Origin of the sequence: Corynebacterium sp. MC3, from assembly GCF_900099485.1 — a bacterium.
Lineage (GTDB): Bacteria > Actinomycetota > Actinomycetes > Mycobacteriales > Mycobacteriaceae > Corynebacterium > Corynebacterium pseudogenitalium.
Map to the genome: position 1 here is coordinate 248,400 of NZ_LT622815.1, position 26,445 is coordinate 274,844.

Here is a 26,445-nt window from a genome sequence, read left to right on the forward strand (position 1 = left end):
TTCTTCGTGAGCTTTTTAGAAGACATTGCCGCGGCTCTAGACCGTGAAGGTATTGAGTCTCGTGTGCACGACGACACGATGTTTGTTCCTATCACCCCCGAGATTGAGATCCAGTTCGTTGTTATCGACGAGCAACTGCCAGCGGCGAACGTGTATATCGCGGCTGCTGACGTTGATGAAGACGATGAGGACTTTGAAGCAGCATTGGTCGCAGTTATATTTTCTGCCGAAGATGCTGTGTCCGCTGTCGCTGAGCATATAGCCACTGACGAGGTGGTTACCGTGTTCCGCAGCCTGCTCGAGGCTGCAGATGAACGTATCGCCGGGCTTGAATTCTTTCCGGACGCCGAAAACCATCAACTCGTCTTCGCAGAAGTTGGTACAGAGGCTGAAGTCCACGTGGAGGTCGAAGTTATCGACGCCACAGCCACTGCCCACGTGCAGTTTGTGGTTCCTGGAGACGATGAGGAAGCAGATCCCGAAGAACTTAACTTGGGTAGCTTCACCGACATCGACAGGCTTTTTGATGTCTTGAATCTGGTTGCTGACCAGGCTGAAGACTGGGAGAGCCAGATGCTTCCGCTTGACGACGAACCGGGGCAGTAGCCAGCCGGTTACGCTACGTTCAGTCCGGCGAACAGGGATGAAGGAGAGCGGACGGGATCGAAGTGGCCGTCGACTAGCCAGACATACGTTGCCGCGTATGGGTGTGGCAGAAGATGAAGCATGTCCTCCGTCGCGTCGGGGTAGAGCGCGCGCATCCAGCCCTCAGCTACCGCGGGGTTGACCGGCGCACCCGACTGGACGGTGAATCGTGCTTCGATGATGTACGCGGGCCGCGCAGACGCTCCGTAACCTTGCACCATCGCCTGAGCCCGCGGGCCGACTCTCCGCCGCGTAAGCGCAAGGTTGATGTGTTGCTTGTCTATGACTCGCGGCAATGCGATGACCGGCGGGCGCCACGAGCCAGTCGGTCGTGCAAGAGAGCGAGGGTGCTTGACTGTGGCGCTGAGGGCTTGGACGGTGTCGTCAAAGCGATGAATAATTTCTTGAGCAATCGTTGATTCGTAGAACATGCTTCGAAGCGTACGAGAGCAGCTAGACATGGAGTGGCCAAATCACCCATGGATTCGAACAACCGTGCTAATGTTATTGCGTAATGGGACGCGAACGCGAAGAAAGACTAGTGTTGTCGCTGGTATGACGGAACAAACATATAAGGGCGGCGCGTCACCAAAGCTGCCATCAGTGATATGGGTGCTGTGCACCGCAGCGTTTATCATTGCGCTCGGCTACGGGTTCATCGCCCCGGTGTTGCCACAATTCGCCGCCAGCTTCAACGTGTCCATGGCGGCCGCTGCAGCGGTGATCTCCGTGTTTGCAGCAGCTCGCTTGCTTGGCGCGCCAGGCGCGGGCGCGCTGGTGGATAAGCTCGGATCACGGCCGGTGTACCTCACCGGGTTGAGCATTGTTGCGACTGCAACGTTTGCCGTGGCGTTTGCTCAGGCGTACTGGCATATTTTGGCGTTGCGCTTTATCGCCGGCTTCGGATCCACGATGTTTACGCTCTCCGCACAGGCCTTCATCGTTCGCGTGATTCCTCCCAGCATTCGTGGGCGAGCGAATGCACTTTATGCATCGTCATTCTTGCTTGGCAACATCTTCGGGCCAATCATCGGCGCTGGACTCAGTTTCCTTGGATACCGAATTCCGTTCGCAGTCTACGGTGTTGGTGTCGGTCTTGCGGCAACTATCGTGTGGGTTGCTACGTCTCGGCAACACAAGCCAGAGACACCGAGAATACAGCGGCCGCCAATGCCACTGCGCCGAGCCTGGAAGCAACCCACGTACCGTGCGTTGCTCGCCGTCGCCTTTACAAATGGTTTTGTGAACTTCGGTGCGCGCGTTTCGGTCCTTCCGCTGTTCGCTGCGGCGATATTTGCAAATGGTGGCGCGGCATCCGGACTTGCGTTGACTGCGTTCGCGCTGGGCACGGGCGTCACGCTGCAGTTTTCTGGTCGGCTGGCTGACCGAATCGGACGTCGTCCTTGCATTCTCGCAGGTCTTGCGGTCTCGGCAATATTCACGGGCACACTCGGACTCGCCACGACAGTGTGGGTGCTGTTGCTGGTCTCAGTGTGTGCGGGTGTTGGCGGTGGGTTGATGAGTCCTGCCTCGCAGGCGACGTTAGCTGACATCATCGGCAATGACCGCTCGGGTGGCAAGGTAATTTCTACCTATCAGATGGTGCAGGACTCCGGCCAGATTGCGGCACCGATTGTGATCGGCTTTCTGGCGGAGGTGTTCGGCTTTGCTATCGCGTTTGGCGCCTGCGGAGTAGTTGCTCTGGTCGCTCTATTGCTCTGGGCAATGTACGGTAAGGAATCTCTGCACAGGTCCACTGCGTAAAGGAGCACGGTGCGAATTATTATTGACTGCGTCCCAGGGGTCGAGGACACGCTTGCGTTGGCATATGTCGTTGCTGCGCACCATCGTGGGCAGGCTGAATTGGAGTGCGTGACAACCTCAAGCGGTAGCGCCTCAGCTGCGCAATGTGCCCAGCATGCTGCGTGGGTGTTGGCACGCTGCGGCCTGCCCGCTGTTGCGGTCGCAGCAGGTTGCGACGCGCCAAAACATCAACCGACGCGCGATGCTGGACTGGGTGACGCCCGAGTCCCAGAACGCTACGTCGCGAATGACTGGGACCTGTTGTGGGCCGACGCGTGCGCGCGAGGTACACGGGACCTGTGTTTGATTTGCACGGGCCCGTTGACAAACCTCGCCGAGTTTTCACGGCGCTACCCCGAGTACTTCGACGCACTTGAGCACATCGTTGTGTCTGAATCCAGCCTTCTACTCGACCGAGAAGCCTCCGATGTGGTGCTGCAGGACACCCCGGTGGCGATCACCGTCTGTGCAGCACCGGAAACGTTGGGGCAGGTAGATGTGCAACGGTGCGCACCGCTGGCAGAAGTCGGGGCCACCGCGGTTACTGGCGTTTCGCTTCTCGCGGCCCAGGTCGCGCTAGGTGATATCCAGACTGGTGGGCAGTGTGTGACGCTCGCGCCTGCCGAGGAAGATGATGACCCGAACGCGCTGGTGCTCGACACCGCGGATGTAGACGAAGAGGACGTCGTCAAGCTTTTCGACGCCTGCTGCGCCACGTTTGACGCTCTTGCACGCGGCGATGATGCTCTGGACGTAACGAGGCACCTCCGGGCGGAGGACTAACGCAGACAAAACGCCCGCCGGGGTGTGTCCGGCGGGCGCAATCGAAGGGTATGGGAAAGGCTTATGCCTCGGTGAGGCCAGCTTCGACCATCACGCCACGAAGGGTGTTGGCGGAGTGATCGAACTTTTCCTTCTCGCTATCTTCAAGGTGCAGCTCGACAACCTCGCGGACACCGTTGCGGTTGATAACAGCCGGGGTGCCGATGTAGATGTCTTCCTGACCGTACTGGCCTTCAAGGAGAGCAGAGACTGGCAGTACGACGTCCTCGTTCATCAGGATTGCGCGGGTGATGCGGGCAAGGCCAGCACCGATACCGAAGGACGTGGAGCCCTTGGCTTCGATGATCTTGTAGGCGGCATCGCGGGTTGCGACGAACATCGCGTCGATGCGCTCGTAGATCTTCGGATCGGTTTCTGCTTCCTTCTCCAGACGACGACGTAGCGAAACGCCAGCGACGGAGCCGGATGCCACGACAGGCAGCTCGGTGTCGCCGTGCTCACCGATGATGTAGGAGTGGACAGAGCTTGCGGAAACACCGAAGTACTTGCCGAGGTTGCAGCGCCAGCGTGCGGTGTCCAGGATGGTGCCGGAACCCACGACCTGTGCGGAGGAAAGACCGGTCTGCTTCCACGTGGCGTAGGTCAGGACATCGACAGGGTTGGTTGCAACCAGGTAGATGCCGTTGAAGCCGTTGGCCATCACTTCCTTGTTGATGGACTCGAAGATCTTCACATTGCGGCCCACGAGCTCAAGGCGGGTTTCGCCGTCGCGCTGTGCAACACCTGCACAGTTGACGATGAGCGCCGCGTCGCGGCAGTCCTCGTAGGTGCCGACCGTGATCTTGGTGTTGTGGCCTGAGTACGGCATTGCGTGGTTGAGGTCCTCGACCTCACCCCACGTCTTCTTCTCGTTCAGGTCGATAATTGCGAGGTGGTCGCAAATACCCTGGTTGAGGATTGCGTATGCGAACGCGACGCCGACATCACCAGCACCAATCAAGACAATCTTGTTGCCTGGCGTGATGTTGTTCGACGGGGTGGACGGATTGGTGATAGTCATATGATCTCTCCTGAATCCAGTAAAACTATGTTCCGCTACCCATCATTGCAGATTTTCCGCCACAATGGGAATACCAATCGAAATATGTAACCAAGATAACGGAAATAGGCGGGCACAACCGGGCATTGATGGCTTTGGGGTATTAAAAGGGGAGGCGTGGCGCACGATGGAGTGGGTCGGCGCCCGTGGCGATTCGCCAAGTTTGACCTTCGATATCTACTGCAGGACCAACAAAATGCGGTTCAGCTGGAGTTACTCGTACGGCGAGGCTATCGCCATTCTTGCAAATCGGAAGGCAGAGGGCCTCTGCGATAGCTTGGTGGCGCCGGTAGTCCCCAAGGATCAAGATGCCTTCCTCCTGGAGGCGTGACCTTGATCCGCCGTTGTATCGAATGCGCTTCATTGGGTCTTTCTGCTGAGCGACAGTGTAAATGATGCCGCGCGGAATGAGCACCTGCTGGATTGAGCGAAACAACATGTCGAGGCGCTGTTGCCCAGAAGGCAATTCCATAATTTTGGCGACAGTTTCCTCATCCGCATGGAGGAGCACGTTATTCGGGTACGGGTGATCGAACCAGGCCCACGCAATTTTGTTGCGTGCTGCTGCCATGATGGTTCGCTTGCGGTCACGGTTTCCACCTGCGGTGAGGATGTCGTCGGTGATTTTGACGAAGCCTACTCGGAAAGTGGAAGTAACCTCACTTGCGTGGCAGAGCATGGCGTGGTGGCCAACTGCTTCCATCGGGATCATCCAGCCGTAGGGGTTCTTGGAGTATTTACAGTCAACTTCATGGCCGAGGATCTTGAAGTCCATCTTGTCGCCGTCCGTGATAGTGCCGTCAAACCCTCGGCGAATGTTAATTTCAACCAACGATCCAATGTGGGCAAGTTCTGTCTTGCTTAGCTGCGCTGGGTCGAACCGGCCCGTGTGCTGGCCGTCATAGGCCTGGTCGAAAGTTTGTCGAAATATTCTTCCCATTGCTTCGCCGTCGGGAAACTCGTTACGGAAGAGCTCGGCGAGTTGATGAGAAAAATCGCCATCAAGGTTGTGTGTCATGAGCAGATCCTATGCGTGCGTTTGAAGCGCCAGTTGTGGGGCCACCTCGGGAGCTTTCGTTACGGCATTGCAGGAAAGTAGTGCGTCCTTGATTGCGGTTCCGATTGCAGCCGCAACCGGTGGCGGAAATGCATTGCCGACTTGGCGCCATTGGGCGGTCTTGCCACCTTGCCAATCCCAATCTTCAGGGAACCCTTGGATAACGCCGCCCATCCGCACGGTAAGGCGGGGAAGGTTGTCCGGGTCATCGACAGGGAAGTCGGGGCCTGGTGCGCTGTCTGCGATCGAAGTTCCTCGGACGCCGAGCTTCTTCCATGCTGCCTTTGCTCGAGTCGGGCCAACGTCTGGTCCACCGTGCTTCTTTGATCCGCCAACGAGCGTCGGTGCTACCGTATCGGCTCGATCTGCCCATGCGTCCGCTCCCGGCCAGCCATTTTCTCCCATTAGGTGGCGAAGTGCGCTACCAACGGATGTGTGATGCATATTCGGGGTCGGCCATTCGAAGTACTCGGCAAACTCGTGTTTCAGGGCTACCAAAATAAACCGTGGGCGCAGTTGGGGGACACCGAAGTCTGCCGATTGAAACAGTGACCAGTAGGTGGTGTAACCCATCCGATCGAGCTCACTGACAATTTCATTGCGGTAGGAATCAAACCGCTTTTGGCCAAGGCCTCGGACGTTCTCCAGCATGACGGCTTTTGGATTGATTTCTCCTACCAGTCGTAGGGCTTGCGGGAACAGATCACGCTCGTCGTCTGCGCCGAGCTGTTTTCCCGCGATGGAAAAGGGCGGACACGGAACGCCACCTGCAAAGAGATCGACCTGATCGCGCCATACGGTGCCGTCGAAGTCATGTACATCCATTTCGTGTACTGGCCACGGATGGGGATGGTCGCAGCCGCGATTGGCTCGCAGTGTCTCTGCTGCCCAGTTGTCGATTTCCACCACGGCTAGATGCTGGAAACCTGCTTGCTCGAGCCCAAGTGCTTGGCCTCCAGCGCCAGCGCAGATCTCGATAGAGGTCAACGTGGGCTCGGAAGTAACCGTAGACAGGCGCATCGCGTCTCCTTCTGGCTAAAACTTGGAATATGTAGGCATAGGATAGCGTGCACAGCAGACAATGGATACTTTTATTCGAAATTATGTGCTACTTCATCTCGTAAGTGACGTGCGCTGCCGCAACTGCCTTTGGGCGCCCGGTGACAAAGTAGAGCACAGTCATGATTACCACGAATGCGACGCCTACGGCGAGCGCCATGTGATACTGCGGCAGCCACACCATGATGCCGAATGTGAACAAGATGAAAATGATCGCGAACCACTGCCCGTAGGGCCAGAACGGTACAGGGAAGCTCAAGGTCTCGCGCTCTGCCGCGGACATGTTGCGGCGAGATGCGACGTGTGCCAGCAGGATCATCAGCCACACAAACACGGTTGCGAAGGTGGCCAGCGCTGCGATGGTCTCGAAGATGTTCGGATAGAGCGCGTTGAGCACCACGCCGATGATGAGTACGAGCAACAGGGTAATGGTCGTCATTACTGGGATGTCGCGGATGGTGCGCTTCATGATCTTCGGGGCTAGGCCTTCCTTCGCCAGGCCAGTAAGAACGCGCCCAGTGCCGAACAGGTCTGCATTAATTGCAGAAAGGGCAGCAGTGATGACCACCAAGTTGAGCAGTGCAGCGGCCCAGTTCACGCCAAGTGTGTCAAAGATCTGAACGAAGGGGCTTTCTTCACCAGTCATTGCACGCCACGGGTTGAGCATCAAGATAACCAGGATGGCGAGGACATAGAACAGAAGGATGCGCAGCGGTACGGTGTTGACGGCCTTCGGGATCGAGCGGTCCGGATCGTCTGCTTCGGTGCCGGCGACGCCGATGATCTCAGTTCCGCCGAAGGCGAAGAGTACGAGGATGAACGCTGCGATCATGCCTTCGATGCCGTTCGGGAAGAAGCCACCGTCGTTCCAGAGGTTAGAGATTCCGGTCGTCTCTGGGTCGGTACCCAAACCAAATGCGAGGATGGCAGCACCGCCGACGATCATCGCCATTACGGCGACGACCTTAATGAGCGTGAATGCGAACTCCAGCTCGCCGAACCAGCGCACGGATGCGAGGTTCGCCGCACCAATGACCAGCAGGGTAGTGGTAATCCATACCCATGCTGGGGTGTCCGGGAACCAGAACTTCATATAAATGCCGATGGCAGTCAAGTCCGCAAGGCAGACGATCATCATCTCGAATGCGAACATCCACCCGGTAATGTACCCGCCCAGGCCACCAAGGTGCTCCCTGGTGTACACCGCGAACGACCCACGAACCGGGTGCTGCACACTCATCTCGCCCAGGGCGCGCAACATAAAGTAGACGACGGCCCCTCCGAGTAAGTATACGAGGAGCACCGAGGGGCCGGCGGCCTGAATCGCGCCGGCGGAGCCGTAGAAGAGCCCGGTGCCGATCGCCGAGCCGAGGGCGATGAAGTGGATATGGCGGTGTGTAAGCCCCTTGGGCTTCGACGAGCGGGAAGTCATGGCAGACATCATAACGTTTAATTACGCTGCTCTGTAAATTATTCACAGGTAATTCTGTGAGTTCGGTCGCGTTTTCAGGCAGCGCTACTGTGCAGTATCAGCATCACGCTTCCGTGAGCGTGCAACTGCGGCAACTACCAGTGCGATAACGACGGCGGCACCGGCAGTGATGAGCATCCACGTCGGCGTACCGCCGTCATTTTCTGTGGGGGTCGTTTCGGCCGAGTCTTCCTTGGCGGAGATTTGCTCACGGATCCAGTCCGCCTGCGAAGCAACTGGCGCAAACGCAACCTTCGGGCTCACTCCTTCCTCAGCGGAGTCCGGGTTGTCTGGATCCATAAACAGTGATGCGGACGCGATGGCTGCGACCTTGCCCTCACTGAAGAGCGCGCCGCCGGAATCACCGGGCTGGGTTGCTGCCCCACCTTTCATGGTGGCTTCGACGCCGTCGGTGCCGTCAAACAGAATCATCGGGGTTGGGCCGTCGACGGTAGCGTCTGCGTACGGAAGGGTGCGTCCGGCACCAGAGCCATCAGAGGACCAGCCGTAGAAAGTAGCGTCGCTGCCTGCAGCTGGGATATCGCTAGCAAGCTCAGGATAAGCATCGAGTCCGAGGTCCTCAGAGGTGTGCAGCAGCGCGATATCGCCTTTCGGGGTGGTCATCCACTTATCGACGTCATAAAACTTCTGGTTATCACCCTGGCCAGTACGCACGGACCCACCAGCTTGTGGCAGGTGGTCCATACAATGGCGCGCAGTAATAACCCAGTGGGACGCAATGGCGGTACCTGTGCACACGCCGGTGTCTGGGTCATCGTCCGCGGTGCGGACGGAGACTACTGCGTTGGACTCTGCCGAAGGCTCAGCGAACGTATCGGACTGCATTGCCAATGCAGGTGCTGCCGGGAGTGCTACGAGCGCGGCAGCGACGCAGGAGCTAAGAATACGAGTGGAAGTGTGCAGTTTCATGAGTTTTCCTTTTCTTTAGTGTTGGAGCGGAGGAAGATCGGTCCGGGTTGCGCGAGCCACGATCATGCGCATCGCGGCCTCGAGTGGTCCACGGGCGTAGAAGCTGCGCCACAGCACAGCGAAGGCGAAAGCAACTGCCAGCGTGAGTACTGCGTATACCACCCCGCTGTGGCCGTTGGCCGTGACAACGTGTGCGCAGTACACCGTCAGAGGCATCCGGCCCATGTCACAACCAAACGGAACAAACTGTGCGAGGATGAGACACAGCGCAGTGATACCAGTCGCGACGGCGCACTCGCTGATCACTGAAATGAGTCCCCCGGTGTGCCCATTCGGATCGATCGCGGCGATGAATAGGCCAGCACCTGCCGTGTTGAGGTGCAGCCGAGCTGCAATCACCGCAGGCAGCACCGCCGCCGCGATAATGACTGTGACCCAACGACGCCATGGGTGGTGGAGGATGACACGCCACGACACCATGCCCGCAACCATGAGTGCCGCCCACGAAAAGACAGGGTAGGGGGCACCGAAGACTGCGGCCGGTAGTGCAACAACTGTCCCGAGCGCCGTCGTTGCAGCCGAAGCAAAGAGCAACCCCGCAAGCAGTAAGCCCAAACGCGCAGTTGGCCAGTGGGGAAGCGTCGCTAAGCAGAGGTAGCAGATGCCAAAGACAAGGAGCACAACCTCGATGTCGCCAGCGAACGGCACGAGGAGCACATGCAGCACAATCAGTAGCGTCCCACGAACATAAAAGCCATGGCGACAGCGCGCGACAGCCTCGCCGCCTACCGCTTGGGCGCGCCGGGCCATCAGCTCCATCGAGATGCCAGCCAGGAACGCGAACGTTGCCGCGGGGAAGCCGTAGAGCAACTGACCCGTGACGCCAGCAGGATGGGTGAGGTGCGCGAAGATCATGGCTGCGAGTGCTACGGCTCGCGCGTAATCAATACCGTGAACTCGCAGATCCGGTGTGGAAGTCTTTGACATGCTCCTCACGCTATGCAGGGCGATGTTGCGAGAGCGTTAACATTGCGACCCCGTAAGAAGCCCCAATTAGAATCACAGCAGAATACAAGAACTCCAACGTGGAAGGGGCTGTTGTGGCTGCACCGCCGAAGATTTTGATCGTTGAGGACGAGACGCTGCTCGCCGATGCGTTAGGCAAAGCACTGCGCCGTGAGGACATGCTCGTTGATGTGCGTTACGACGGCCGCTCCGCGCTCGACCGCCTGGAATCACAACCGATAGATGTGATCGTGCTCGACCGAGATATCCCCGAGGTTCACGGCGACGACGTCTGTGCAACCGTCCGTGAGCTGTACCCAAACACGCGGGTGCTGATGCTCACGGCGTCCGCAACGCTCGAGGATCGTCTCCAAGGCTTCGAGATTGGGGCGGACGACTATCTGACCAAGCCGTTCGAGCTGCCCGAGTTGCTGGCTCGCGTCAAAGCCTTGTTGCGACGAGCCGCACCTGAAACAACCTCGACGCTCACGTGCGGCGACGTCATCCTCGACAGAGGCACTCACCAAGTCCACCGAAGCGGCGCGTCGATTGCGTTGTCGCCGAAAGAGTTCGCGGTGCTTGAAACGCTGATGCGAGCACAGGGGCACGTTATTTCCGCGGAGCAGCTCTTAGAAGAGGCATGGGACGCGAACGCGGACCCGTTCTCCAATTCGATTCGCGTCACTATCTCGCACTTGCGGCGCAAGCTGGGGCAGCCTTGGATTGTGCAAACAATGCCCGGCGCTGGCTACTACGTTGCGGAGGAGCCGTACCAATGAGGCTTTCACTTCGCGCGCGTACGTCGTGGTTGTTCGTGGCAACGGTTTTTACCGCAGGGCTGAGTTTGACTGCGGTGGTGTACCTCTACCTGCGCCTGACTCCGGTACCTGTGCAAGCTGTCATCGAGGGCGTCGGGGGCGTTCCCGGCAGTGACGGAGCATTTATTGATGGCTCCGTGCCCATCTCACACGAGGTGCTCAACGTGATGCTCGGCGCCTCGCTCGTCGCGCTGTGCGTGCTGACGGCGCTCGCCGGCGCCATCGGTTGGTTCGTCGCGGGTGTGTTGCTCAAACCCGTACGTACCATCGCGGCGACTGCACGTCTGGTCTCTGCTGGCGATCTTGATCAGCGGTTCGACTACGAAGGCCCCGCTGACGATGTCGCTGACCTCGCGCACGCACTCGACTCGATGCTGGAGTCCCTCGCGCACTCCATCGCGGCACGGCAACGCTTTGCATCAAACGCGTCCCATGAGCTGAAAACCCCGATCGCTACCATTCAGACCATCGCAGATGTCGCGCTACTAGACCCGAATGCACCTGCAGAGGAGCTACGCGACGCCATCCGCGACATCCGCACCGTGAATGCGTCGTCTGCGGAGATGGTCACGTCGCTGCTGAACTTCAGCCAGGCCGAGGCCAAAGTACTCGAGGCGCGCGACATTGACATCTCAGAGCTCATTACCACTGTCGCCTCGAGCGCCGAAGGTATCGACGCCACCATCGAGCCAGACATTCACGTCCTCGGCGACGTTGTACTATTGCGCCACGCGATCCAAAACCTCATCGAGAATGCTCGTATCCACGGCGTGGACGGGACTGTGCTGGTGCGTGTTTGCCGGACTGGATCCGGTGATGGGGTCGAAGTGGGCGTCGTCAATGATGGGGACGTGTTGAACCCTGCCACAGTCAGCCAGCTCGTAGAGCCATTTAGCAGGGCGAATGCGCGCGTTGCTGGTGCGCGTCCGGGGCACGGACTAGGGCTGGCGCTGGTTGATACGATTGCGCGAGCGCACCACGGGGAGCTGGCGCTCGAGGCGCGAAGCGCTGAAGTTGGTGGCGGACTCGTGGCGCGGATGACATTGCCAGTGGCGAATAGGAAAATCACTGCAGGGTGGCGTACTGTGGGGAAACAATGATCACTTCCGAAAACGCCACCGGCGGCGAGAAAGAGCCGGATATGAATGTGTCGGAAAATCAGGAAAACCCGCAGGATGTCGCAGCGGATGCTGCACGTGAGGACACCAGGGATGCGGGAGTTTCTGAGGAAACCGGCGCTGCGCAAGACGCAGCCAATGCCGAAACTAATGAGACTGAGCAGATTTTGAGCCTTGCCGACGTCGTCGGTGGCGACGTGGCGGACCTCGCTGGGAGCGAGGCGGACGAGGCCACAGAGGCAGACGAGACCGCTGAAGAGCCAGTGAACGGGTTCGAGAACCTGAATCTGCCTGAAGAAGTCGTGGATGCCGTGAAGAAGGTTGGCTTTGAGCAGCCATCCGCGATTCAGGCTGAAACCATTCCACTGTTGATGGAAGGCCGCGACGTTGTCGGCCTCGCGCAAACGGGTACCGGTAAGACGGCCGCGTTCGCGCTGCCGATCCTTTCGCGGATCAACCGCAAGGAGCGCTACCCGCAGGCACTGATCCTCGCGCCAACACGTGAGCTTGCGCTGCAGGTATCAGACTCCTTCCAGTCGTTTGCAGACCACCTTGGCGGGATCTCCGTGCTTCCGATTTACGGTGGCCAGGCATACGGTATCCAGTTGTCCGGTCTGCGCCGCGGTGCCCAGATCATCGTGGGTACTCCGGGCCGCGTCATCGATCACTTGGAGAAGGGTTCGTTGGACATTTCCAACCTGCGCTTCCTTGTCCTCGATGAGGCAGACGAGATGCTGAACATGGGCTTCCAGGAAGACGTGGAACGCATCTTGGAGGACACACCGGAAGAGAAGCAGGTTGCGCTGTTCTCTGCGACGATGCCGAACGCTATTCGCCGTATCTCGAAGCAGTACCTCGATAACCCGACCGAAGTCACGGTGAAGTCGAAGACGCGCACCAATACGAACATCACCCAGCGTTACCTGTTCACGGCGCACCGCAACAAGCTCGATGCGATCACCCGAATCCTTGAAGTCACTGAGTTTGAGGCAATGATTGTCTTCGTGCGTACGAAGCAGGAGACTGAGGAGCTGGCTGAGAAGCTGCGTGCCCGCGGGTTCTCCGCAGCTGCGATCAACGGTGACATCGCTCAGCAGCAGCGTGAGCGCACCGTCGATCAGCTTCGCGACGGCCGCCTTGACATCCTGGTCGCTACCGATGTCGCTGCTCGTGGCCTGGACGTTGAGCGCATCAGCCACGTGCTGAACTACGACATCCCGAATGACACCGAGTCATACGTGCACCGCATCGGCCGCACCGGGCGTGCAGGCCGTACCGGTGAGGCGATCCTCTTTGTCACTCCGCGTGAGCGTCGCATGCTGCGCTCCATTGAGCGCGTAACCAACGCGACCATCGAAGAGATGGATCTGCCGACGGTCGACGAAGTCAACGAGAGCCGCAAGACGAAGTTTATGGACTCCATCACCGAGTCGCTCGAGGCGAGCGAGGTGCAGGTGTTTAGGTCCATGGTTCGCGAATACTCCGCTGCCAACAACGTGCCGATGGACGACATCGCCGCTGCTTTGGCAACGCAGGCTTTGGCGGGTGACGAGTTCCTGATGAAGGAGCCACCGAAGGACCGTCGCGATCGGCGGGACCGTGATCGGTGGGATCGCGACGACCGCCGTGGCCGCGGGCGGGACCGTGATGACCGTCGTGGAGGCCGCAGCCGCTTCGACCACGATTCGGAGAACTTCGACACCTACCGCCTGGATGTTGGCAAGCGCCAGCATGTTCGCCCGGGTGCAATCGTTGGCGCGCTCGCCAACGAGGGGGGCTTGAGCTCCAAGGACTTTGGTCGCATCACAATCGGCGGGGACTTCACCCTGGTTGAGCTGCCGAAGAACCTGGACAGCGCGGTCCTTGATCGCCTGACGGATACCCGTATTTCCGGTCAGCTGATCAATATTCAGCGTGATCACGGTGCACCTCCGCGCGGACGCGGTGGGCGCGGGCGTGGTGGATACGACCGCGATGATCGCCGCGGTGGACGCGGGCGCGGGCGTGGCGGTTACGACCGCGATGATCGCCGCGGTGGACGCGGCCGGGGACGTGGCGGTTACGACCGTGACGATCGCCGCGGTGGACGCGGGCATGACCGCAACTGGGACTAATCGCCCTTGATCCTGAGCGCACCTGCTGAGTAATGACTACTCGACGGGTGCGTTTTTCATTGCTTGGTTGTGCAGTAGACTGCACAGGCATGAAGTTGAATCGCCGTTTGCTCACGCTGGGGTGGGCGCTTGCGCTCGGAGTGGGCGTCGTAACGAACTTGCCAACTGCGCAGGCACAGAACCTGCAGCGAGTAGAGCAGGGCGGAGCCGTGATGGTTGAAGGCGGCGGTTACTGCACCGTCGGATTTAATGAACCGTCTCGCAGGCGAAGCCTGGTTGCGGCGCACTGCGGACCGGACGGTGCGCGTGTGCGCATCGTGGACCACAACGCGAGGGTTGCTTCGCCACAGCTCGGCACCCTGTATCGCTCGAAGGCGTACGACGGCCGCCTTGGCAATGACTGGGCCGCTATCCAGTGGGACGCGCCGGTGCAGATCGGCGGCAACCGGTTCTCCGGTGACGCGTGGGTAAACCCAAACACAATCGCCGTCGGTGAGCGCGTGTGCTACTTCGGGCAAACCTCGAACCGGCCGACGGGCGCCCCCACGTGCGGTCGCTTCGGCGGAGCAGAAGGAAATACGTTCTTCGTTGAAGCGCCCATGACCCGTCCCGGCGACTCCGGTGGCCCGCTGTGGATTCCGGGCCGCGGATTTGTTGGCGTTGTTTCTTCGCAGTGGGTTGCACAAAAGGTACCGCTGCTGGGCTCGCGCGACCTGGTCGTTGGCGTGCACGCTACTGATGGGCCTCGCGTCGCTGAGTCACGCTTGTTGGGCCTGTATGCGCAGAACCTCATGATGCCGGCTTCGGGCTCGGCCGTTGGCCCGGCTGCTGATGCGGTTCGTGGCGCTGTGACTGACGGGTTCAGTGCACTCGCAGGGTTCCTACCAGGCGTAGTGAATTACAGCTAGCTCATTAGCATTCCTGCAGAACTGTGCCAGTATAGAAGTATGTTGACAAAGAAATTCATATCTTCGCTGGCCGTCGCAGCATTCTCGACTGCAGTCCTCGTGCCAAGCGCTACCGCGGCACCAATCCAGCCGACCCAGGGTGATGCTATCTATACCGGTAGTGGTCTGTGCACGCTGGGATTTAACGATCATGAAGCTGGTGTCAGTTACACCGCTGCGCACTGTGGACACGATGGGGCTCGTATCGCGTTATACGACAGGAAAACTGATCGTCCCACTACGGAGAGCATCGGGACGCTGCATCTCTCGCCTGGATACGATCATTCATTTTCGAACGACTTTGCCTGGATCGAGTGGGACCGGGGCGTGTCGATGGGCGAAAACATCTACTCCGGTGACGCAAAGGCCGACATCACTTCGATCAAGCGTGGCGTGAAAACGTGCTTCCATGGGGAAACATCTCACATGGGCACGAACGACGTTACGTGTGGGAAGTTCCATCGCGCTGCGCGTGGTGGGGGAGGGTTTTCTGCGACGGTGGGCTCACCCCAGTCAGGCGACTCCGGTGGACCGATTTGGGTCGAGGAACAGGACGGGACAAAGAAGTTTGCAGGGGTGCTGTCAGCCGGCCCAGCATTCGGCAATGCAGGTTTCGCCAGCATAAATGGCATCAAGATTAACGGAAAGGATTGGCTGTGGGCCGCCCCGATTGTTGAGGGGAAGAGGGTGAGTCAGTCCGAGGCGTCGGACCTGGTTTTTGGAGCTGCTGGCATAAATGAAGCCGGTCTCTACGACCGGCTGCTGTCCTCTGATAAGAGCTCGGAGCGGGACTCCTCGTCGAAGTCCGAAAGCTCCAGCGATATGACACCGGGTGAGATTGCCGCGATCGTTGTTCCGATCGTGTTGGCGTTGCTTAGCCTGGCGTCGTCGATAAAGTTCTAGTAACTACACAGTTGGTGCTGGCAAGAACATCAGCACCAACACGATGAACCACAAAAGGTTAAAGACACCAGCGAACGCGGAAGCCTTAGCCTTCGACTTTTCAAAGTTCGCGGTGACATCGGCTGGGTCGGCCTCGGCGGGCTCCAGCTCGCCGAGTGTACCGACCATCTTGCGCTGGGTCGGGATGACCACGAAAAGCAGCAGTGCCCAGGCGATGACTGCCAACACGATAGAGGTGTGCAGGAAGTAGTTCGTATTGTACGCAGCCCAGTCGCCGAAGAGGATGGCGACACCGAGCAGCGGAACGAGTGAGGACGCGATGCCGTAAGTGCGCGAGATGCGGTACAGGATCGACGCGCGACCGGCAGCGGCCGCATCGCCCGCCTGTGCCTCGGCGGCCTGGCGCGGGAACATCGAGGTGGATACGACGATCGGGCCCAGCAGCAAGATGGCGGCTGCGACGTGAAGGAAAGTTAACAGAGTAGTCATAGGCAACCACTGTACTTGATACGTCCACCATCACCTAGGCGAATTGGTGGTAGGGAACATACCAATTCCAATGAGGTGGGCGGCGACGCCTCGCCATCCCTTGCATGCACGGCGCATTGTGCGAAGGTCATTGGTGGTTACGCGCAGGTCGTACATGTTTGCAACGCGTGCTAGCTGCCGTGCGTATGCGCACTGCTGCGGGATCGATGGAGGCATCCACTCGCTCGGTAGCATGTCTGATTTTTGTTGGTTCGCCTTGCTCGAGGTCACGATGAGGTTGTGGGGGTCATTCGCGAACCGGAGTCGCTGCTCGTCGCTCCAGGCGAAAGCACCCATGTCCCATGCTGCGGAGAGGGGGAAGAGGTGGTCGAGCTCCACATCCTTAGGTCTGATGCGTTCGCGGGTGTACGGATCGATAACGTCAACCGGTTCCCACTGCCGGTGCGGAACGTTGCAATTAGGCTGCTCAAACGCGTACGCCATGGCGTGCTCGCGGGTCGTGCATCCGGTGGCGTGGCGCTGCCAGCCTGGTCCGAAGTTGTCCCGCTCGTAGCCGATGATAGTAACGCGTTGGCGAGTCGTGGGGGCGTCGATACGCGAAAACCCCGTTGGAAACGGGGCGTACGCGATGGTCAGGATAAGTAGCAGAGTGAGGTAAACACGCACGTCTAGTTAGACGCGTGGGAGGCCCCTTCGGTTCCCGCAGTCGCCTTGAGCGCGTCAGCGAACGTTGCGTCCGGAGTGGTGAGCGCAAAGTTTGTCACTGCAAGAGCATGGTCAAACTCGTCTTCGACGCCCTGCTTCGGCTTGGTCAGCAAGGAGACAGCGACAAGCGCGATCGTCGCGAATGCGATACCCGGAACGATTTCGTAGATGATGCCGGACAGCGTGTCGGAGGAGCCCCACACGAATACCGTGATTGCACCGGCGATCATGCCAGCGATGGCGCCCGGGGCAGTGAGACGACGCCAGTACAACGATGCAATTACAACGGGACCGAAGCTTGCGCCGAAGCCTGCCCACGCGAACGCGACCAGGCCCAGGATCGTGTCCGATGGGTTGATTGCCAGCACCATCGCGACCGCTGCAACCAAGACCACCATCGTGCGCGAGAGCACGAGCAGCACGGTCTGACTTGGACGCTGCTTCGCCACGGCCCGATAGATGTCTTCAATAAGCGCGGAGGAGGTGATCAATAGTTGGGAGGACATTGTGGACATAATCGCCGCGAGCACCGCTGTAAGGACGATACCTGCAATGAGTGGGTGGAAGAGGATGCGGGCTAGGTCCAAGAAGATGGTTTCGAAGCCGCTTTGGTCAGTGACACTGTGCGGTGTTTCAGCGAAGAAGACCGTCGATACGAGCGCGGTGAACACCGCACCCGCAAAGCAGATGGTGACCCAGCTGATTCCGGTCCGGCGTGCGCTGGCTGCCTCAGCCGGGGAGCGCAGCGCCATGAATCGGGTAACAATATGTGGCTGTCCCAGGTAGCCGAAGCCCCACGCCAAGTTGCCGATGATGGTTGCCAACGAGACACCGGCGATCATGTTGAAGTAGTCCGGATTGCCGGCCTCCCACGGGCCGTAGGCGTTGTGGGAAGCGAACGAGAAGATATCAGAGGGGGTATCGAGCGAGAGCAGTGCCATCAGTGGCACCGTGACCAGCGCCAAGAACATCAAGACCCCTTGGACAACGTCGGTATAGCTCACAGCGAGGAAGCCGCCGATGAACGTGTACAGCACAGTAATCGAACCGACGATGAGCACGCCTGTGAGGTAGTCACCATGGAAAGTGGATTCGAAGTAACGGCCACCCGAGACCATGCCTGACGAAACGTAGAACGTGAAGAAGAAAATAATGATCACGGCGGCGACGAACCGCAGGACGTGTGAGGAGTCACGGGTGCGGTTCTCGAAGAAGGACGGCAAGGTAATCGAGTTATTTGATACTTCCGTATAAGCGCGGAGGCGTGGTGCGACAAACTTCCAGTTCGCCCACGACCCGGCCAAGAGTCCAATAACGATCCACAGCTCGCTCATGCCGGAAACGAACAATGCGCCCGGCAGCCCCATCAGCAGCCAGCCCGACATATCTGATGCGCCCGCGGATAGGCCTGCTACGAATGGGTGCAGTCCACGGTCGCCAAGAACGTAGTCGTCATACTTGCTCGTCTGGATCCACGAATAAAACCCGATGGCAACCATGACACCGAAATACAACACAATGGCAAGGACAAGCCAGAAGCTATCGGCCATGTTTGCCTCCCTAAAGCAATAGAAAAAATAAGCGAGTAGAGTTTTAAAGATTACCGTTAGAACCGTAGTCGATGTAGCGAAATCAAGGATGGTATAAGGGTGGGCTTGCCAAAATTCCTTCTTCACGGGCTGTGGCTGCCAGATTCTGGCTTGCAGGTCTGGGTCGAGCAGGTGGCTGGCCATAAAATCATCACACTCGACGAAGTGCCGAAGGGGACCTTCCCCAAACCGGTCCACACACTGCTCGAAGGGGTCAAGTTCCGCCACCGCGGCAAGGTCATGTTGCGCACGCCGAAAGGCAAACTATTGCGGCTCCGGGTGCCGACGGCAGCATTCGCCCCCGATGAGGCAGTACAGTTTCTACGAGCAATGTCCTTCCTCCTGGACCCAGACGTTCCGGCACCGGAAGGTTTCACGGAGCAGCAGCGGGCGTCGGTAGCTCCGGATCTTTTGTGGCTCATCCAGATGTTTCTCGGGCTGGAGCGGTTTGTGCAGGCTGGGAGGGTGTCGATTCACGTGCCGTCTCAGGACTTTCAGTGGTTCGCGCAGTGGCAGCTCGGCACCGGGGTGGAGGAACGCGGTTGGCTCGCGGACATGATTGCGGCTGCGCCAGGCGTACTTACGGAGAACAACCGACGGCTCGACGAAGACTGCTCGCGCACATTTGTGCACTGGATCGCGTCTGCCCAGCTGCGTAACTCCCCTATGCTGCGCGGTGAGCGCCCGTTTCCGTGGCACGATTTTGTACAGTCGTTGCTTCACGGGACGCCGTTACGGCGAGGCTCTAGCGCGTTTTCGCGACAGATGAGCCAGTGGAACGGCTCAATCACTGCGACGAATTTCCAACTGGTCTTCATCGTGGAGCAGCCCGCAGACACAGAAGATGGGGGCGATGAAGCGCTCACGCAGTGGCCGATTCGGGTGAACGTGCGCTCCGGGGACGAGTCGCCGCGGCCCATCCGGCTGTCGGAGTATGACGCCTATACGGTGCAGCAGCTCCACTCCGTGCTTCGCGACGCCATCAGGGTCTCCGACCTGATTGATCCATCGACGCACCGACGTGCCGCGACAACGCCGGGCTCTGCGCTCGATGGCGACTGGGACGTGTACCTGTCAGCGGAAGAGATTGTGCAGTTCGTGGAGACTGAGGTGAGCAAGCTTCGGCTTGCGAACTACGCGGTGATGCTGCCACGCGCCTGGACAACTGCGGAGACAACATCGAAGCTGCATCTTTCGGAAGCGAAGAACCCGTACGACGCAACCGCGGTGACCCGGCTTGGCTTCGGCCAGCTGGTCAATTACGACTGGCGCGTCAGCATCGGCGGAACTGAACTGACGGATGACGAAATGCAGCGGCTCGTCGAGTCGAAGTCTGGGCTGATCAAACTGCGCGGCGAGTGGGTGCTCGCCGATACACGACACCTCGAGCGCACGAAGCGGTACATGGAGAAGCTCCACGGGACGGCGCTTGCGCGGGCCAAGCGTGAAGCAGAAGAAGCCCGGACAACTGCGCAGCTTGCAACTGATGCGGGAGCAGATGACGCCGAAGCGCTCGCAGCCCGCGCCGACCAGCTCGAGGAGGAGTACCAGAAACTCGAAGCGTCAGAGGAGCACGGCGCGGTAACCGCGGAGGAGCTGCGTCAGCTTGCGCTGGAGAGTGGGCCAGACTCGCCACTCGAATTCACCGGTTCACGGTGGTTTACGTCCCTGGTCGGCGGAATGGACCGCCCGGCGCCGGAGCGAGTCGACATCCCAAGAACCGTGCATGCTGAGCTCCGCGAGTACCAGCGTCGTGGCGTGGATTGGCTCTACTACATGTCCCGAAACCACCTAGGTGCCGTGCTTGCCGATGACATGGGACTCGGCAAGACGCTTCAGCTGCTCACCCTGCTTGCCGTCGAAGAGGAACGCGGGCAGCGCACCGGACCAACCCTCGTTGTTGCGCCGACCTCCGTGGTGGGCAACTGGGCACGCGAAGCCGCGAAGTTCGTGCCGCACCTTTCTATATATGTCCACCACGGCAGTGCCCGATACAAGGGGGAGGAACTGCGCGAGGCTCTCAAGAAGCATGACGTCACCATCACTTCCTATGGGATCGCATCGCGCGATGTGATCGACTTGTCTTCGATCGAATGGGACCATGTGGTGCTCGACGAAGCTCAGGCGATTAAGAATGCGGGGACGAGGGCGTCGAAAAGCGTGCGAGCGCTGCCAGCTCGCCACCGTATCGCGCTGACAGGCACTCCAATTGAAAACAAGCTCTCCGAGCTGCGCAGTCTCCTCGACTTTGTGAACCCCGGCATCCTCGGCTCGCAGTCCTTCTTCCGCAACCACTTCGCTCGGGCAATTGAGTCGCGCCGGGACGAGGGCCTCGCCGACGAGATGGGGGAGCGCCTGCAGCGCCTCACCGCGCCGTTTATCCTGCGCAGGCTGAAGACGGACACCGCGATCATCGACGACCTGCCGGACAAGGCAGAGCATGTACTGACAGTGGACATGACTACAGAGCAAGCGGCGCTCTACACAGCACTCGTTGACCGCATGCAGCGCGAACTGCAGGAACGCAAGGGTATGGCGCGTAAAGGTCTCGTGCTTGCCACGATCACTCGCATCAAGCAGATCTGCAACCACCCGGCTCACTTCCTGGGCGATGGATCACCAGTACTTGCCGACGGCCACCACAGGTCCGGCAAGGTCGCCCGCCTTGTGGAGCTGCTCAATGAGGCAGTGCGTACCGACCAACGAGTGTTGATCTTTACCCAGTACAAAGCGTTTGGTGACATTCTGCGGCCATACCTGAGCGACTACCTCGGTGAGCTCATCCCGTTCCTCCACGGCGGGGTAGGAAAGAGCGCGCGCGATGCTATGGTTGCGCACTTCCAGGAGCCGAACGGGCCGCGCGCGATGCTGCTGAGCCTCAAAGCAGGCGGTACCGGACTCAACCTGACTGCTGCATCGATGGTGATCCACCTTGACCGCTGGTGGAATCCCGCCGTGGAAAACCAGGCGACGGACCGTGCGTTCCGCATTGGCCAGAAGAAAGACGTCACGGTGTACAAGATGATTACGCGCGGAACCATGGAGGAATCGATCCAGGACATCTTGGATGGCAAGATGCACCTGGCAGGTGCAGTGATTGGCGAGGGCGAAGGCTGGATTACGGAACTCGACGCTGACGATCTGGCACAGCTGATGAGCTACCGAGGAAACGGAGGCGAGCGCAACCTATGAGCACTCAGCGACCACGCGAAGACAACGTTATTTATGCAAACTTCGGCGCACGTCGGCGCTCCCCGGAACAGAAGCAGGCGAAGCAAGCTTCTGAGACTCGATCGCGGTACAAAGACGTTCCTGCGACGTGGAATGCCGCAGGCCGCAGGATCTGGGAAGCAGTCGTGCGATACAGCGATGCTGGTCGCATCAAGCGGGGCATTGCGTACGCCAACGGCGGTCACGTCGCCGAGCTCTATCCACGGTTGGGTGGGATCGATGCGGTTGTGACCGGCTCACAAATCGAGCCGTTTCACACCGTCATTGAGCTACCACGGCGCACCGCTGCTGACATCGGTGGCCTGCTGTCCGACATTGCGCACGACTCCGCGGCATTAATGAAAGCGCGCAATGGCGTCTACACCGATGAGGCGTTGGACACCTTGATCGCCAACGGTCCTGAGGAGTTTCGGCTGCACTGTAGCTGCCCCGACCCCGCCGTAGCCTGCAAACACATCGTCGCAGTGGGGTATCAGGCGGCACAGCGCATGAGCGAACACCACGAATTCATTCTCCAACTCCGGGATAGCTCGATTGCGCGACTGACCGGCATGGCGCCACCGACTGTGCAGCACGAGGCAGCGCAGCCTGACGCGCCGGGCGAAGTCACGGCGTCTACACCGCGCCCGCAGCCGGACTTTTGGGAAGGCGGCGCGTTACCTGATTTGCCTACCCCGAAAGTCGCTCCGATGATCGAAGATTCTGACATCACGATGTTGCACAAGGCGATGCAGACGATTTCCTTTACCAACATCGACCAGCTGCGGGCTGTCTCCGATATCGAAGATCTGTTCTACGCTCTGACTGAAACCGAAGACTAATGTCCGAGCCGTTTGGTAGTAGTGAGTATGTGAACACGTTTCGATTTATCCACTCCTCTGACCTGCAGCTTGGCATGACTCGGAAGTTTCTGCGCTCCGAAGCCCAATCGAGGTTTGACGACGCCCGCTTGCGCGCCGTTGAACGTCTCGGCCAAGTAGCCACGGAGCATGATGCAGCCTGTATTGTGATCGCCGGCGATGTGTTTGAGCACAACGCGCTCGAACGGGAGACGCTTGGTCGAGCACTCGAGGTGCTGAAGCGCCTGCCAGTGCCGGTGTACTTGCTCCCGGGCAACCACGACCCGCTGGTGGCGGACTCCATTTTCCACGCCACCGATGACCTTGAGAATGTGCACGTGCTCGATTCCTTCGATCCCGTAGAGGTCGTCCCTGGCGTTGAGCTTGTCGGCGCGCCTCTCAAAGCCCGATACTCCTCTGAGGACCTCTGTGCCCGTGCCGTACGTGACTTGGAGCCGACGGATACGATTCGAGTCCTCGTTGGCCACGGCCAAGTAGACGGCTACGGCAAAGAACAGGCCGAAGCGCTCATCGATCTGGATTTGCTGGAGGAGAAGCTGGCCTCGGGGGTGATCGATTACGTCGCGTTGGGGGATACGCACTCCACGCAGTCACTCGGCACGAGTGGGCGCGTGTGGTTCTCGGGCAGCCCGGAAACAACCGATTTCCACGACTTTGCTATCGGTGGTCCTGGTGGTGGCGGCGAGGTTGATTCCGGTAACGCGCTCGTCGTCGAGATTACGAAGTCCTCCGCGGAAGACTGCACTGTGAACGTCGAGCCGGTTGCGACGGGAGCGTGGACATTTGAGGCACTGGACTGGGAGGTCAGTGAGGAAGGGGACGTCGAAAAGATAGTGGAGCAGCTTGAACGCTACGAGCACAAGGACCGCACTGTGGTGAAGTATTCCGTCCGCGGCACGCTTGGCCTTGCGGCGATGGCGACCTTTGAGCAGGCGATCGGGCGGCTTGAGCCGGTGTTCGCTGCGTTGTACGAGCGTGACCGGCTCATGAGCCTGCACTTGGCGCCCAGCGATGAAGAGCTCGAAAACCTTCCGCTGAGCGGGTACGCGGCCGAGGCGATGCGGGACCTGATTTCCCAGGCATCCGCGCATGATGATGCTAAAGGCTCTGCGACAGCACGTGACGCTGTGAACCTTCTGTTCCGATTCTCCAAGGAAGTGAACTAAATGCGCATCCATTCGATCACCATTGAAAACTTCCGTGGTATTCAGGGGCTAGAGCTTCGTGACCTGCCAGATACCGGTGTAATCGTGATCCATGGCAATAACGAAGCAGGCAAATCCACCATCCTTGACGCGCTGACGACAGTGCTCAACGAACGCCACACTGCCGGAGGCAAGAAGATTGGTGTGCTCACTCCGATCGGGAGGGACGTTTCGCCTGCGGTAAAGCTTGAGGCGACGGTTGGCGATTACAGCTTCACCATTGCCAAACAGTGGGGGAAGGGGAAGTACTCGGAGCTCAACATCACCAGACCGCAGCTGCGCCAGTACACCGGCCGCGAGGCTGACGACGAGCTTGCGCGGATCCTCGCGGAAAACCTTGACCAGGAGCTCGCCTCGACGCTCTTCCTGCGCCAGGGGCAGTTCGCGGCAGGGATCAGCGCAGCGGGCATCCCAAGTGTTGTGCGGACCCTTGACGGGGATGCCGGACTCAGCGCCGAGGAGGCTGCTTACGATGACACCGCGCTCATGCAGCGTGTCAGCGACGAATATGCAGCGTTCTTCACACCCACGGGTCGCCCGCGAGGCGAATACGACAAGCTTCAGAAAGCAGTCGAAGACGCACGCCAGCAGCATGAGGAACTGGTGAATCAGAAGCGAAAGTTTGATGATGAAGTCGTAGAAGTAGAGCGACTGCAGCAACAGATGCAGCAGATTCAGGACGAGCTGCCTCAAGCGCAGCAGGACCTCCAAGCCCGACAAGTCGACGCAAAACATGCCGAAGAGGTCGTCGCTCAGCGTCAGGCTGCGCAAGAAGCCGTGAAATACGCGGAGCTTACAGCACAACGCGCCGCACAAGACGTGGAGAACAGGAAAAAGCTTGAGCAGCGCCTTGCGCAGTTACGTGAGCAACACGTCGCGCTCGAGAAGAAGAGAGCTCTCGCGCAGCAAGCCAACGATGAGGAAGTAGTAACCATTGCCTCACTCACCGATGCCTTAAAGCGGCGCCAAACCGAGTTGGCGAAAGCGCGTGAGAACGCACGTCGTACCCGTGCCATGCGGGAGTACGCGCTGTGCCAGCAGGAGCTTTCAGAATTGCAAGCAGTGCTTGACCAGATCGAGGCCGCACAGACTGAATATCAAAAGCTTGTTTCCGAATCACCCGTCCGACCTATCACCGACGCGGACGTGACTCGTGCTGAGGAAGCTGCAAGCGAGGTGAAAATCCAACGCACCATCCGAGCCGCGGCGACCGCAAAGCTGACCGTGCGTGCCGAAGACGCCACGTTCGTCCACGATGACGCTCCCACACACGTCGATGGGGAGCGCACCATCGAGCTTTTCGACGCCACCACCCTCCAATTCGGCGAATTCCACCTCACGTACCGCGCGGGTGCCAACAGTGTGGGTGAACACGGCGCGGTGGAGGCAGCCGAGCGTGCGCTTGAAGAGGTGCTCGCGGAGCTCGGTTGCGAAGACGTTGCGGAAGTGCGTGCGAAGCGTGACGAGCACCGAGCCTTTGCTCAGGACGTGGAGGATGCGAAGCGGCGTCGAGAAGATATTCTCGCAGGCAGAGACCTGTCTGCGCTCCAGGAGCGCCACGTGCGACTGCAGAAGTTGCGCGCGGAACACGCAGCGACCCTAGGCGACAACCCCACGGTGTTGGAACGCGAAGCAGCGGAGCGCGAGTTCGAAGCGGCGGAGGCAGCCTTGCAAGCGGCACAGCATGACGCAGAAGTAGCTGCCGCCACGCTGGAACCTCACCAAGACCGCAAAGCGCAACAAGCGCTGCTGGTACTGGAGACGAAGCTTTCTGCGTACGATGAAGCTGTGCATAACGCAGATGAAGAGCTGCGCGTGGAACAGGAACGCATCACATCCGAAGAGTTGGATCAGGCACAGCAAACCGCTGCAGAAAGCCTTAGCACCGCGCGTGCCACGCTGGATGAAGTGACGGCGGCGGCTAAGGACGCGAATGTTGATATGGCACAGGCACTCCTCGAGAGTGCACAGACCCGTTTAGTGAACCTGCAGGATCGCTACACAGCGGCCGACAAGCGCATCGCGGAGCTGAAAAGCTATTTCGAGATGGCCTCTGGCATCGCAGAAAAAGTCGACCGCGCTGAAGCAACCCTCGATGCTGCCGAATCTGAATACCACCGCACGAAGCGTCGCGCCGAGGCAACCAAACTCTTATACGACACACTGCAGCGCTACCGCGAAGAAGCGAATGCGCGCTATGCGGCACCGTTCGCCGCGGCGCTCGAAGGGTACGCGGGGGCGTTGTTCGGCCGAGATGTTGAATTTGAGCTAGACGACCAGCTACAAATCACTCGACGAAACGTTGCGGGTGTGTCACTACCGATCGAGGAGCTATCCGGTGGTGCGCAAGAGCAATTGGCACTGCTGACCCGCTTCGCGATAGCGGAGCTTGTTGCCCGCGACGGCACCTCGCCGGTTCCTGTGGTCATTGACGACGCCCTCGGGGCAACAGACCCGCACCGCCTGCAACTGATGAATGCACTGTTTAATAGGGTGGGCAAGCATGCTCAGGTCATTGTGCTGACTTGCTATCCCAACCGTTACGACGGCGTGGCCAGCGACAACCGTTACGAAATTGAGCAGCTGAAGACTAGTTGATGGATGCTATGAACAT

22 protein-coding genes are annotated in these 26,445 nt (G+C 59.4%); 12 read left to right on the forward strand and 10 right to left on the reverse strand.

Annotated elements, in window-relative coordinates; translation table 11 throughout:
• The first annotated feature begins 6 nt into the window (after window positions 1-6).
• On the forward strand, window positions 7-606 hold the full coding sequence (locus BQ4436_RS07995) for a hypothetical protein (RefSeq protein ID WP_070362667.1): 600 nt from the start codon (window positions 7-9) through the stop codon (window positions 604-606).
• Between the two features lie 8 nt (window positions 607-614).
• On the opposite strand, the gene BQ4436_RS08000 is transcribed toward BQ4436_RS07995, so the two are convergent.
• Window positions 615-1,076, reverse strand: coding sequence for a hypothetical protein (locus tag BQ4436_RS08000; RefSeq protein ID WP_070976259.1), 462 nt, complete (start codon window positions 1,074-1,076; stop codon window positions 615-617).
• Between the two features lie 124 nt (window positions 1,077-1,200).
• Here BQ4436_RS08000 and BQ4436_RS08005 point away from each other — a divergent pair, with 124 nt between their 5' ends.
• Window positions 1,201-2,409 (forward strand): MFS transporter, encoded by a 1,209-nt coding sequence (locus BQ4436_RS08005; protein WP_070976261.1) that lies wholly within the window; start codon window positions 1,201-1,203, stop codon window positions 2,407-2,409.
• A 9-nt stretch (window positions 2,410-2,418) separates the two neighbouring features.
• Entirely contained in the window at window positions 2,419-3,231 is an 813-nt protein-coding gene (locus BQ4436_RS08010) for a nucleoside hydrolase (protein WP_070976262.1), read from the forward strand.
• Between the two features lie 61 nt (window positions 3,232-3,292).
• Here BQ4436_RS08010 and BQ4436_RS08015 read toward each other — a convergent pair whose 3' ends face one another.
• From BQ4436_RS08015 to BQ4436_RS08040, 6 genes are all read right to left on the reverse strand, one after another.
• Complete coding sequence (locus tag BQ4436_RS08015; RefSeq protein WP_070976264.1) at window positions 3,293-4,291, reverse strand: L-lactate dehydrogenase; 999 nt, start codon at window positions 4,289-4,291, stop codon at window positions 3,293-3,295.
• A 142-nt stretch (window positions 4,292-4,433) separates the two neighbouring features.
• On the reverse strand, window positions 4,434-5,348 hold the full coding sequence (locus BQ4436_RS08020; RefSeq protein WP_070976266.1) for a NaeI family type II restriction endonuclease: 915 nt from the start codon (window positions 5,346-5,348) through the stop codon (window positions 4,434-4,436).
• 9 nt (window positions 5,349-5,357) lie between these two features.
• Complete coding sequence (locus BQ4436_RS08025; protein WP_070362661.1) at window positions 5,358-6,407, reverse strand: DNA cytosine methyltransferase; 1,050 nt, start codon at window positions 6,405-6,407, stop codon at window positions 5,358-5,360.
• A gap of 88 nt (window positions 6,408-6,495) precedes the next feature.
• The gene (locus tag BQ4436_RS08030; protein WP_176754835.1) at window positions 6,496-7,878 is read right to left on the reverse strand and encodes an amino acid permease; all 1,383 of its coding nucleotides are present in this window, start codon (window positions 7,876-7,878) and stop codon (window positions 6,496-6,498) included.
• An 84-nt stretch (window positions 7,879-7,962) separates the two neighbouring features.
• Window positions 7,963-8,847 carry a trypsin-like serine protease gene (locus BQ4436_RS08035; RefSeq protein ID WP_070479472.1) on the reverse strand — a complete coding sequence of 295 codons (885 nt, stop codon included), beginning with the start codon at window positions 8,845-8,847 and terminating at the stop codon, window positions 7,963-7,965.
• Window positions 8,848-8,862: 15 nt separating this feature from the next.
• Window positions 8,863-9,834 carry a DUF418 domain-containing protein gene (locus BQ4436_RS08040; RefSeq protein ID WP_070479474.1) on the reverse strand — a complete coding sequence of 324 codons (972 nt, stop codon included), beginning with the start codon at window positions 9,832-9,834 and terminating at the stop codon, window positions 8,863-8,865.
• Window positions 9,835-9,947: 113 nt separating this feature from the next.
• Between BQ4436_RS08040 and BQ4436_RS08045 the strand changes: the two genes are divergently transcribed.
• The 5 genes from BQ4436_RS08045 to BQ4436_RS08065 all read left to right on the forward strand — a co-directional run bounded on the left by BQ4436_RS08045 (window position 9,948) and on the right by BQ4436_RS08065 (window position 15,752).
• A complete protein-coding gene (locus tag BQ4436_RS08045) occupies window positions 9,948-10,631 on the forward strand; it encodes a response regulator transcription factor (protein WP_070362658.1) in 684 nt (227 codons plus the stop codon).
• Window positions 10,628-11,770: a HAMP domain-containing sensor histidine kinase gene (locus BQ4436_RS08050; protein WP_070976267.1), complete on the forward strand. Its 1,143-nt coding sequence runs from the start codon at window positions 10,628-10,630 to the stop codon at window positions 11,768-11,770. The genes BQ4436_RS08045 and BQ4436_RS08050 overlap by 4 nt, the downstream gene beginning before the upstream one ends.
• Window positions 11,767-13,902, forward strand: a complete 2,136-nt coding sequence (locus tag BQ4436_RS08055; RefSeq protein WP_070976269.1) for a DEAD/DEAH box helicase — start codon at window positions 11,767-11,769, stop codon at window positions 13,900-13,902. The genes BQ4436_RS08050 and BQ4436_RS08055 overlap by 4 nt, the downstream gene beginning before the upstream one ends.
• A gap of 89 nt (window positions 13,903-13,991) precedes the next feature.
• A complete protein-coding gene (locus BQ4436_RS08060; RefSeq protein WP_070362655.1) occupies window positions 13,992-14,810 on the forward strand; it encodes a trypsin-like serine protease in 819 nt (272 codons plus the stop codon).
• A 39-nt stretch (window positions 14,811-14,849) separates the two neighbouring features.
• On the forward strand, window positions 14,850-15,752 hold the full coding sequence (locus BQ4436_RS08065; RefSeq protein ID WP_070976271.1) for a trypsin-like serine protease: 903 nt from the start codon (window positions 14,850-14,852) through the stop codon (window positions 15,750-15,752).
• A 3-nt stretch (window positions 15,753-15,755) separates the two neighbouring features.
• On the opposite strand, the gene BQ4436_RS08070 is transcribed toward BQ4436_RS08065, so the two are convergent.
• The 3 genes from BQ4436_RS08070 to putP are packed head-to-tail and all read right to left on the reverse strand — an operon-like array spanning window position 15,756 to window position 18,496.
• Window positions 15,756-16,241, reverse strand: a complete 486-nt coding sequence (locus BQ4436_RS08070) for a DUF2269 family protein (protein ID WP_070976273.1) — start codon at window positions 16,239-16,241, stop codon at window positions 15,756-15,758.
• A gap of 30 nt (window positions 16,242-16,271) precedes the next feature.
• Window positions 16,272-16,907 (reverse strand): HNH endonuclease family protein, encoded by a 636-nt coding sequence (locus BQ4436_RS08075; protein ID WP_070976274.1) that lies wholly within the window; start codon window positions 16,905-16,907, stop codon window positions 16,272-16,274.
• A gap of 2 nt (window positions 16,908-16,909) precedes the next feature.
• Complete coding sequence (gene putP, locus BQ4436_RS08080; RefSeq protein WP_070976276.1) at window positions 16,910-18,496, reverse strand: sodium/proline symporter PutP; 1,587 nt, start codon at window positions 18,494-18,496, stop codon at window positions 16,910-16,912.
• 105 nt (window positions 18,497-18,601) lie between these two features.
• On the opposite strand from putP, the gene BQ4436_RS08085 reads away from it, so the two are divergent.
• From BQ4436_RS08085 to BQ4436_RS08100, 4 genes are read left to right on the forward strand one after another with little or no spacing between them, the layout of a single operon-like run.
• Complete coding sequence (locus tag BQ4436_RS08085; RefSeq protein WP_070976458.1) at window positions 18,602-21,727, forward strand: DEAD/DEAH box helicase; 3,126 nt, start codon at window positions 18,602-18,604, stop codon at window positions 21,725-21,727.
• Window positions 21,724-22,587 carry an SWIM zinc finger family protein gene (locus BQ4436_RS08090; RefSeq protein ID WP_070976278.1) on the forward strand — a complete coding sequence of 288 codons (864 nt, stop codon included), beginning with the start codon at window positions 21,724-21,726 and terminating at the stop codon, window positions 22,585-22,587. Before BQ4436_RS08085 ends, BQ4436_RS08090 begins: the two co-directional genes overlap by 4 nt.
• A complete protein-coding gene (locus BQ4436_RS08095) occupies window positions 22,587-23,792 on the forward strand; it encodes a metallophosphoesterase family protein (protein WP_070976279.1) in 1,206 nt (401 codons plus the stop codon). The genes BQ4436_RS08090 and BQ4436_RS08095 overlap by 1 nt, the downstream gene beginning before the upstream one ends.
• On the forward strand, window positions 23,793-26,429 hold the full coding sequence (locus BQ4436_RS08100) for an AAA family ATPase (RefSeq protein ID WP_070976281.1): 2,637 nt from the start codon (window positions 23,793-23,795) through the stop codon (window positions 26,427-26,429).
• Window positions 26,430-26,445 lie beyond the last annotated feature (16 nt).

What these genes read in the sequence shown, in the direction of transcription:
- BQ4436_RS08000 (WP_070976259.1), bottom strand. Translation starts at nt 1,076, where the DNA reads ATGTTCTACGAATCAACGATTGCTCAAGAAATTATTCATCGCTTTGAC.
- BQ4436_RS08005 (WP_070976261.1), top strand. Translation starts at nt 1,201, where the DNA reads ATGACGGAACAAACATATAAGGGCGGCGCGTCACCAAAGCTGCCATCA.
- BQ4436_RS08015 (WP_070976264.1), bottom strand. Translation starts at nt 4,291, where the DNA reads ATGACTATCACCAATCCGTCCACCCCGTCGAACAACATCACGCCAGGC.
- BQ4436_RS08020 (WP_070976266.1), bottom strand. Translation starts at nt 5,348, where the DNA reads ATGACACACAACCTTGATGGCGATTTTTCTCATCAACTCGCCGAGCTC.
- BQ4436_RS08025 (WP_070362661.1), bottom strand. Translation starts at nt 6,407, where the DNA reads ATGCGCCTGTCTACGGTTACTTCCGAGCCCACGTTGACCTCTATCGAG.
- BQ4436_RS08030 (WP_176754835.1), bottom strand. Translation starts at nt 7,878, where the DNA reads ATGACTTCCCGCTCGTCGAAGCCCAAGGGGCTTACACACCGCCATATC.
- BQ4436_RS08035 (WP_070479472.1), bottom strand. Translation starts at nt 8,847, where the DNA reads ATGAAACTGCACACTTCCACTCGTATTCTTAGCTCCTGCGTCGCTGCC.
- BQ4436_RS08040 (WP_070479474.1), bottom strand. Translation starts at nt 9,834, where the DNA reads ATGTCAAAGACTTCCACACCGGATCTGCGAGTTCACGGTATTGATTAC.
- BQ4436_RS08050 (WP_070976267.1), top strand. Translation starts at nt 10,628, where the DNA reads ATGAGGCTTTCACTTCGCGCGCGTACGTCGTGGTTGTTCGTGGCAACG.
- BQ4436_RS08055 (WP_070976269.1), top strand. Translation starts at nt 11,767, where the DNA reads ATGATCACTTCCGAAAACGCCACCGGCGGCGAGAAAGAGCCGGATATG.
- BQ4436_RS08060 (WP_070362655.1), top strand. Translation starts at nt 13,992, where the DNA reads ATGAAGTTGAATCGCCGTTTGCTCACGCTGGGGTGGGCGCTTGCGCTC.
- BQ4436_RS08065 (WP_070976271.1), top strand. Translation starts at nt 14,850, where the DNA reads ATGTTGACAAAGAAATTCATATCTTCGCTGGCCGTCGCAGCATTCTCG.
- BQ4436_RS08070 (WP_070976273.1), bottom strand. Translation starts at nt 16,241, where the DNA reads ATGACTACTCTGTTAACTTTCCTTCACGTCGCAGCCGCCATCTTGCTG.
- putP (WP_070976276.1), bottom strand. Translation starts at nt 18,496, where the DNA reads ATGGCCGATAGCTTCTGGCTTGTCCTTGCCATTGTGTTGTATTTCGGT.
- BQ4436_RS08090 (WP_070976278.1), top strand. Translation starts at nt 21,724, where the DNA reads ATGAGCACTCAGCGACCACGCGAAGACAACGTTATTTATGCAAACTTC.
- BQ4436_RS08095 (WP_070976279.1), top strand. Translation starts at nt 22,587, where the DNA reads ATGTCCGAGCCGTTTGGTAGTAGTGAGTATGTGAACACGTTTCGATTT.
- BQ4436_RS08100 (WP_070976281.1), top strand. Translation starts at nt 23,793, where the DNA reads ATGCGCATCCATTCGATCACCATTGAAAACTTCCGTGGTATTCAGGGG.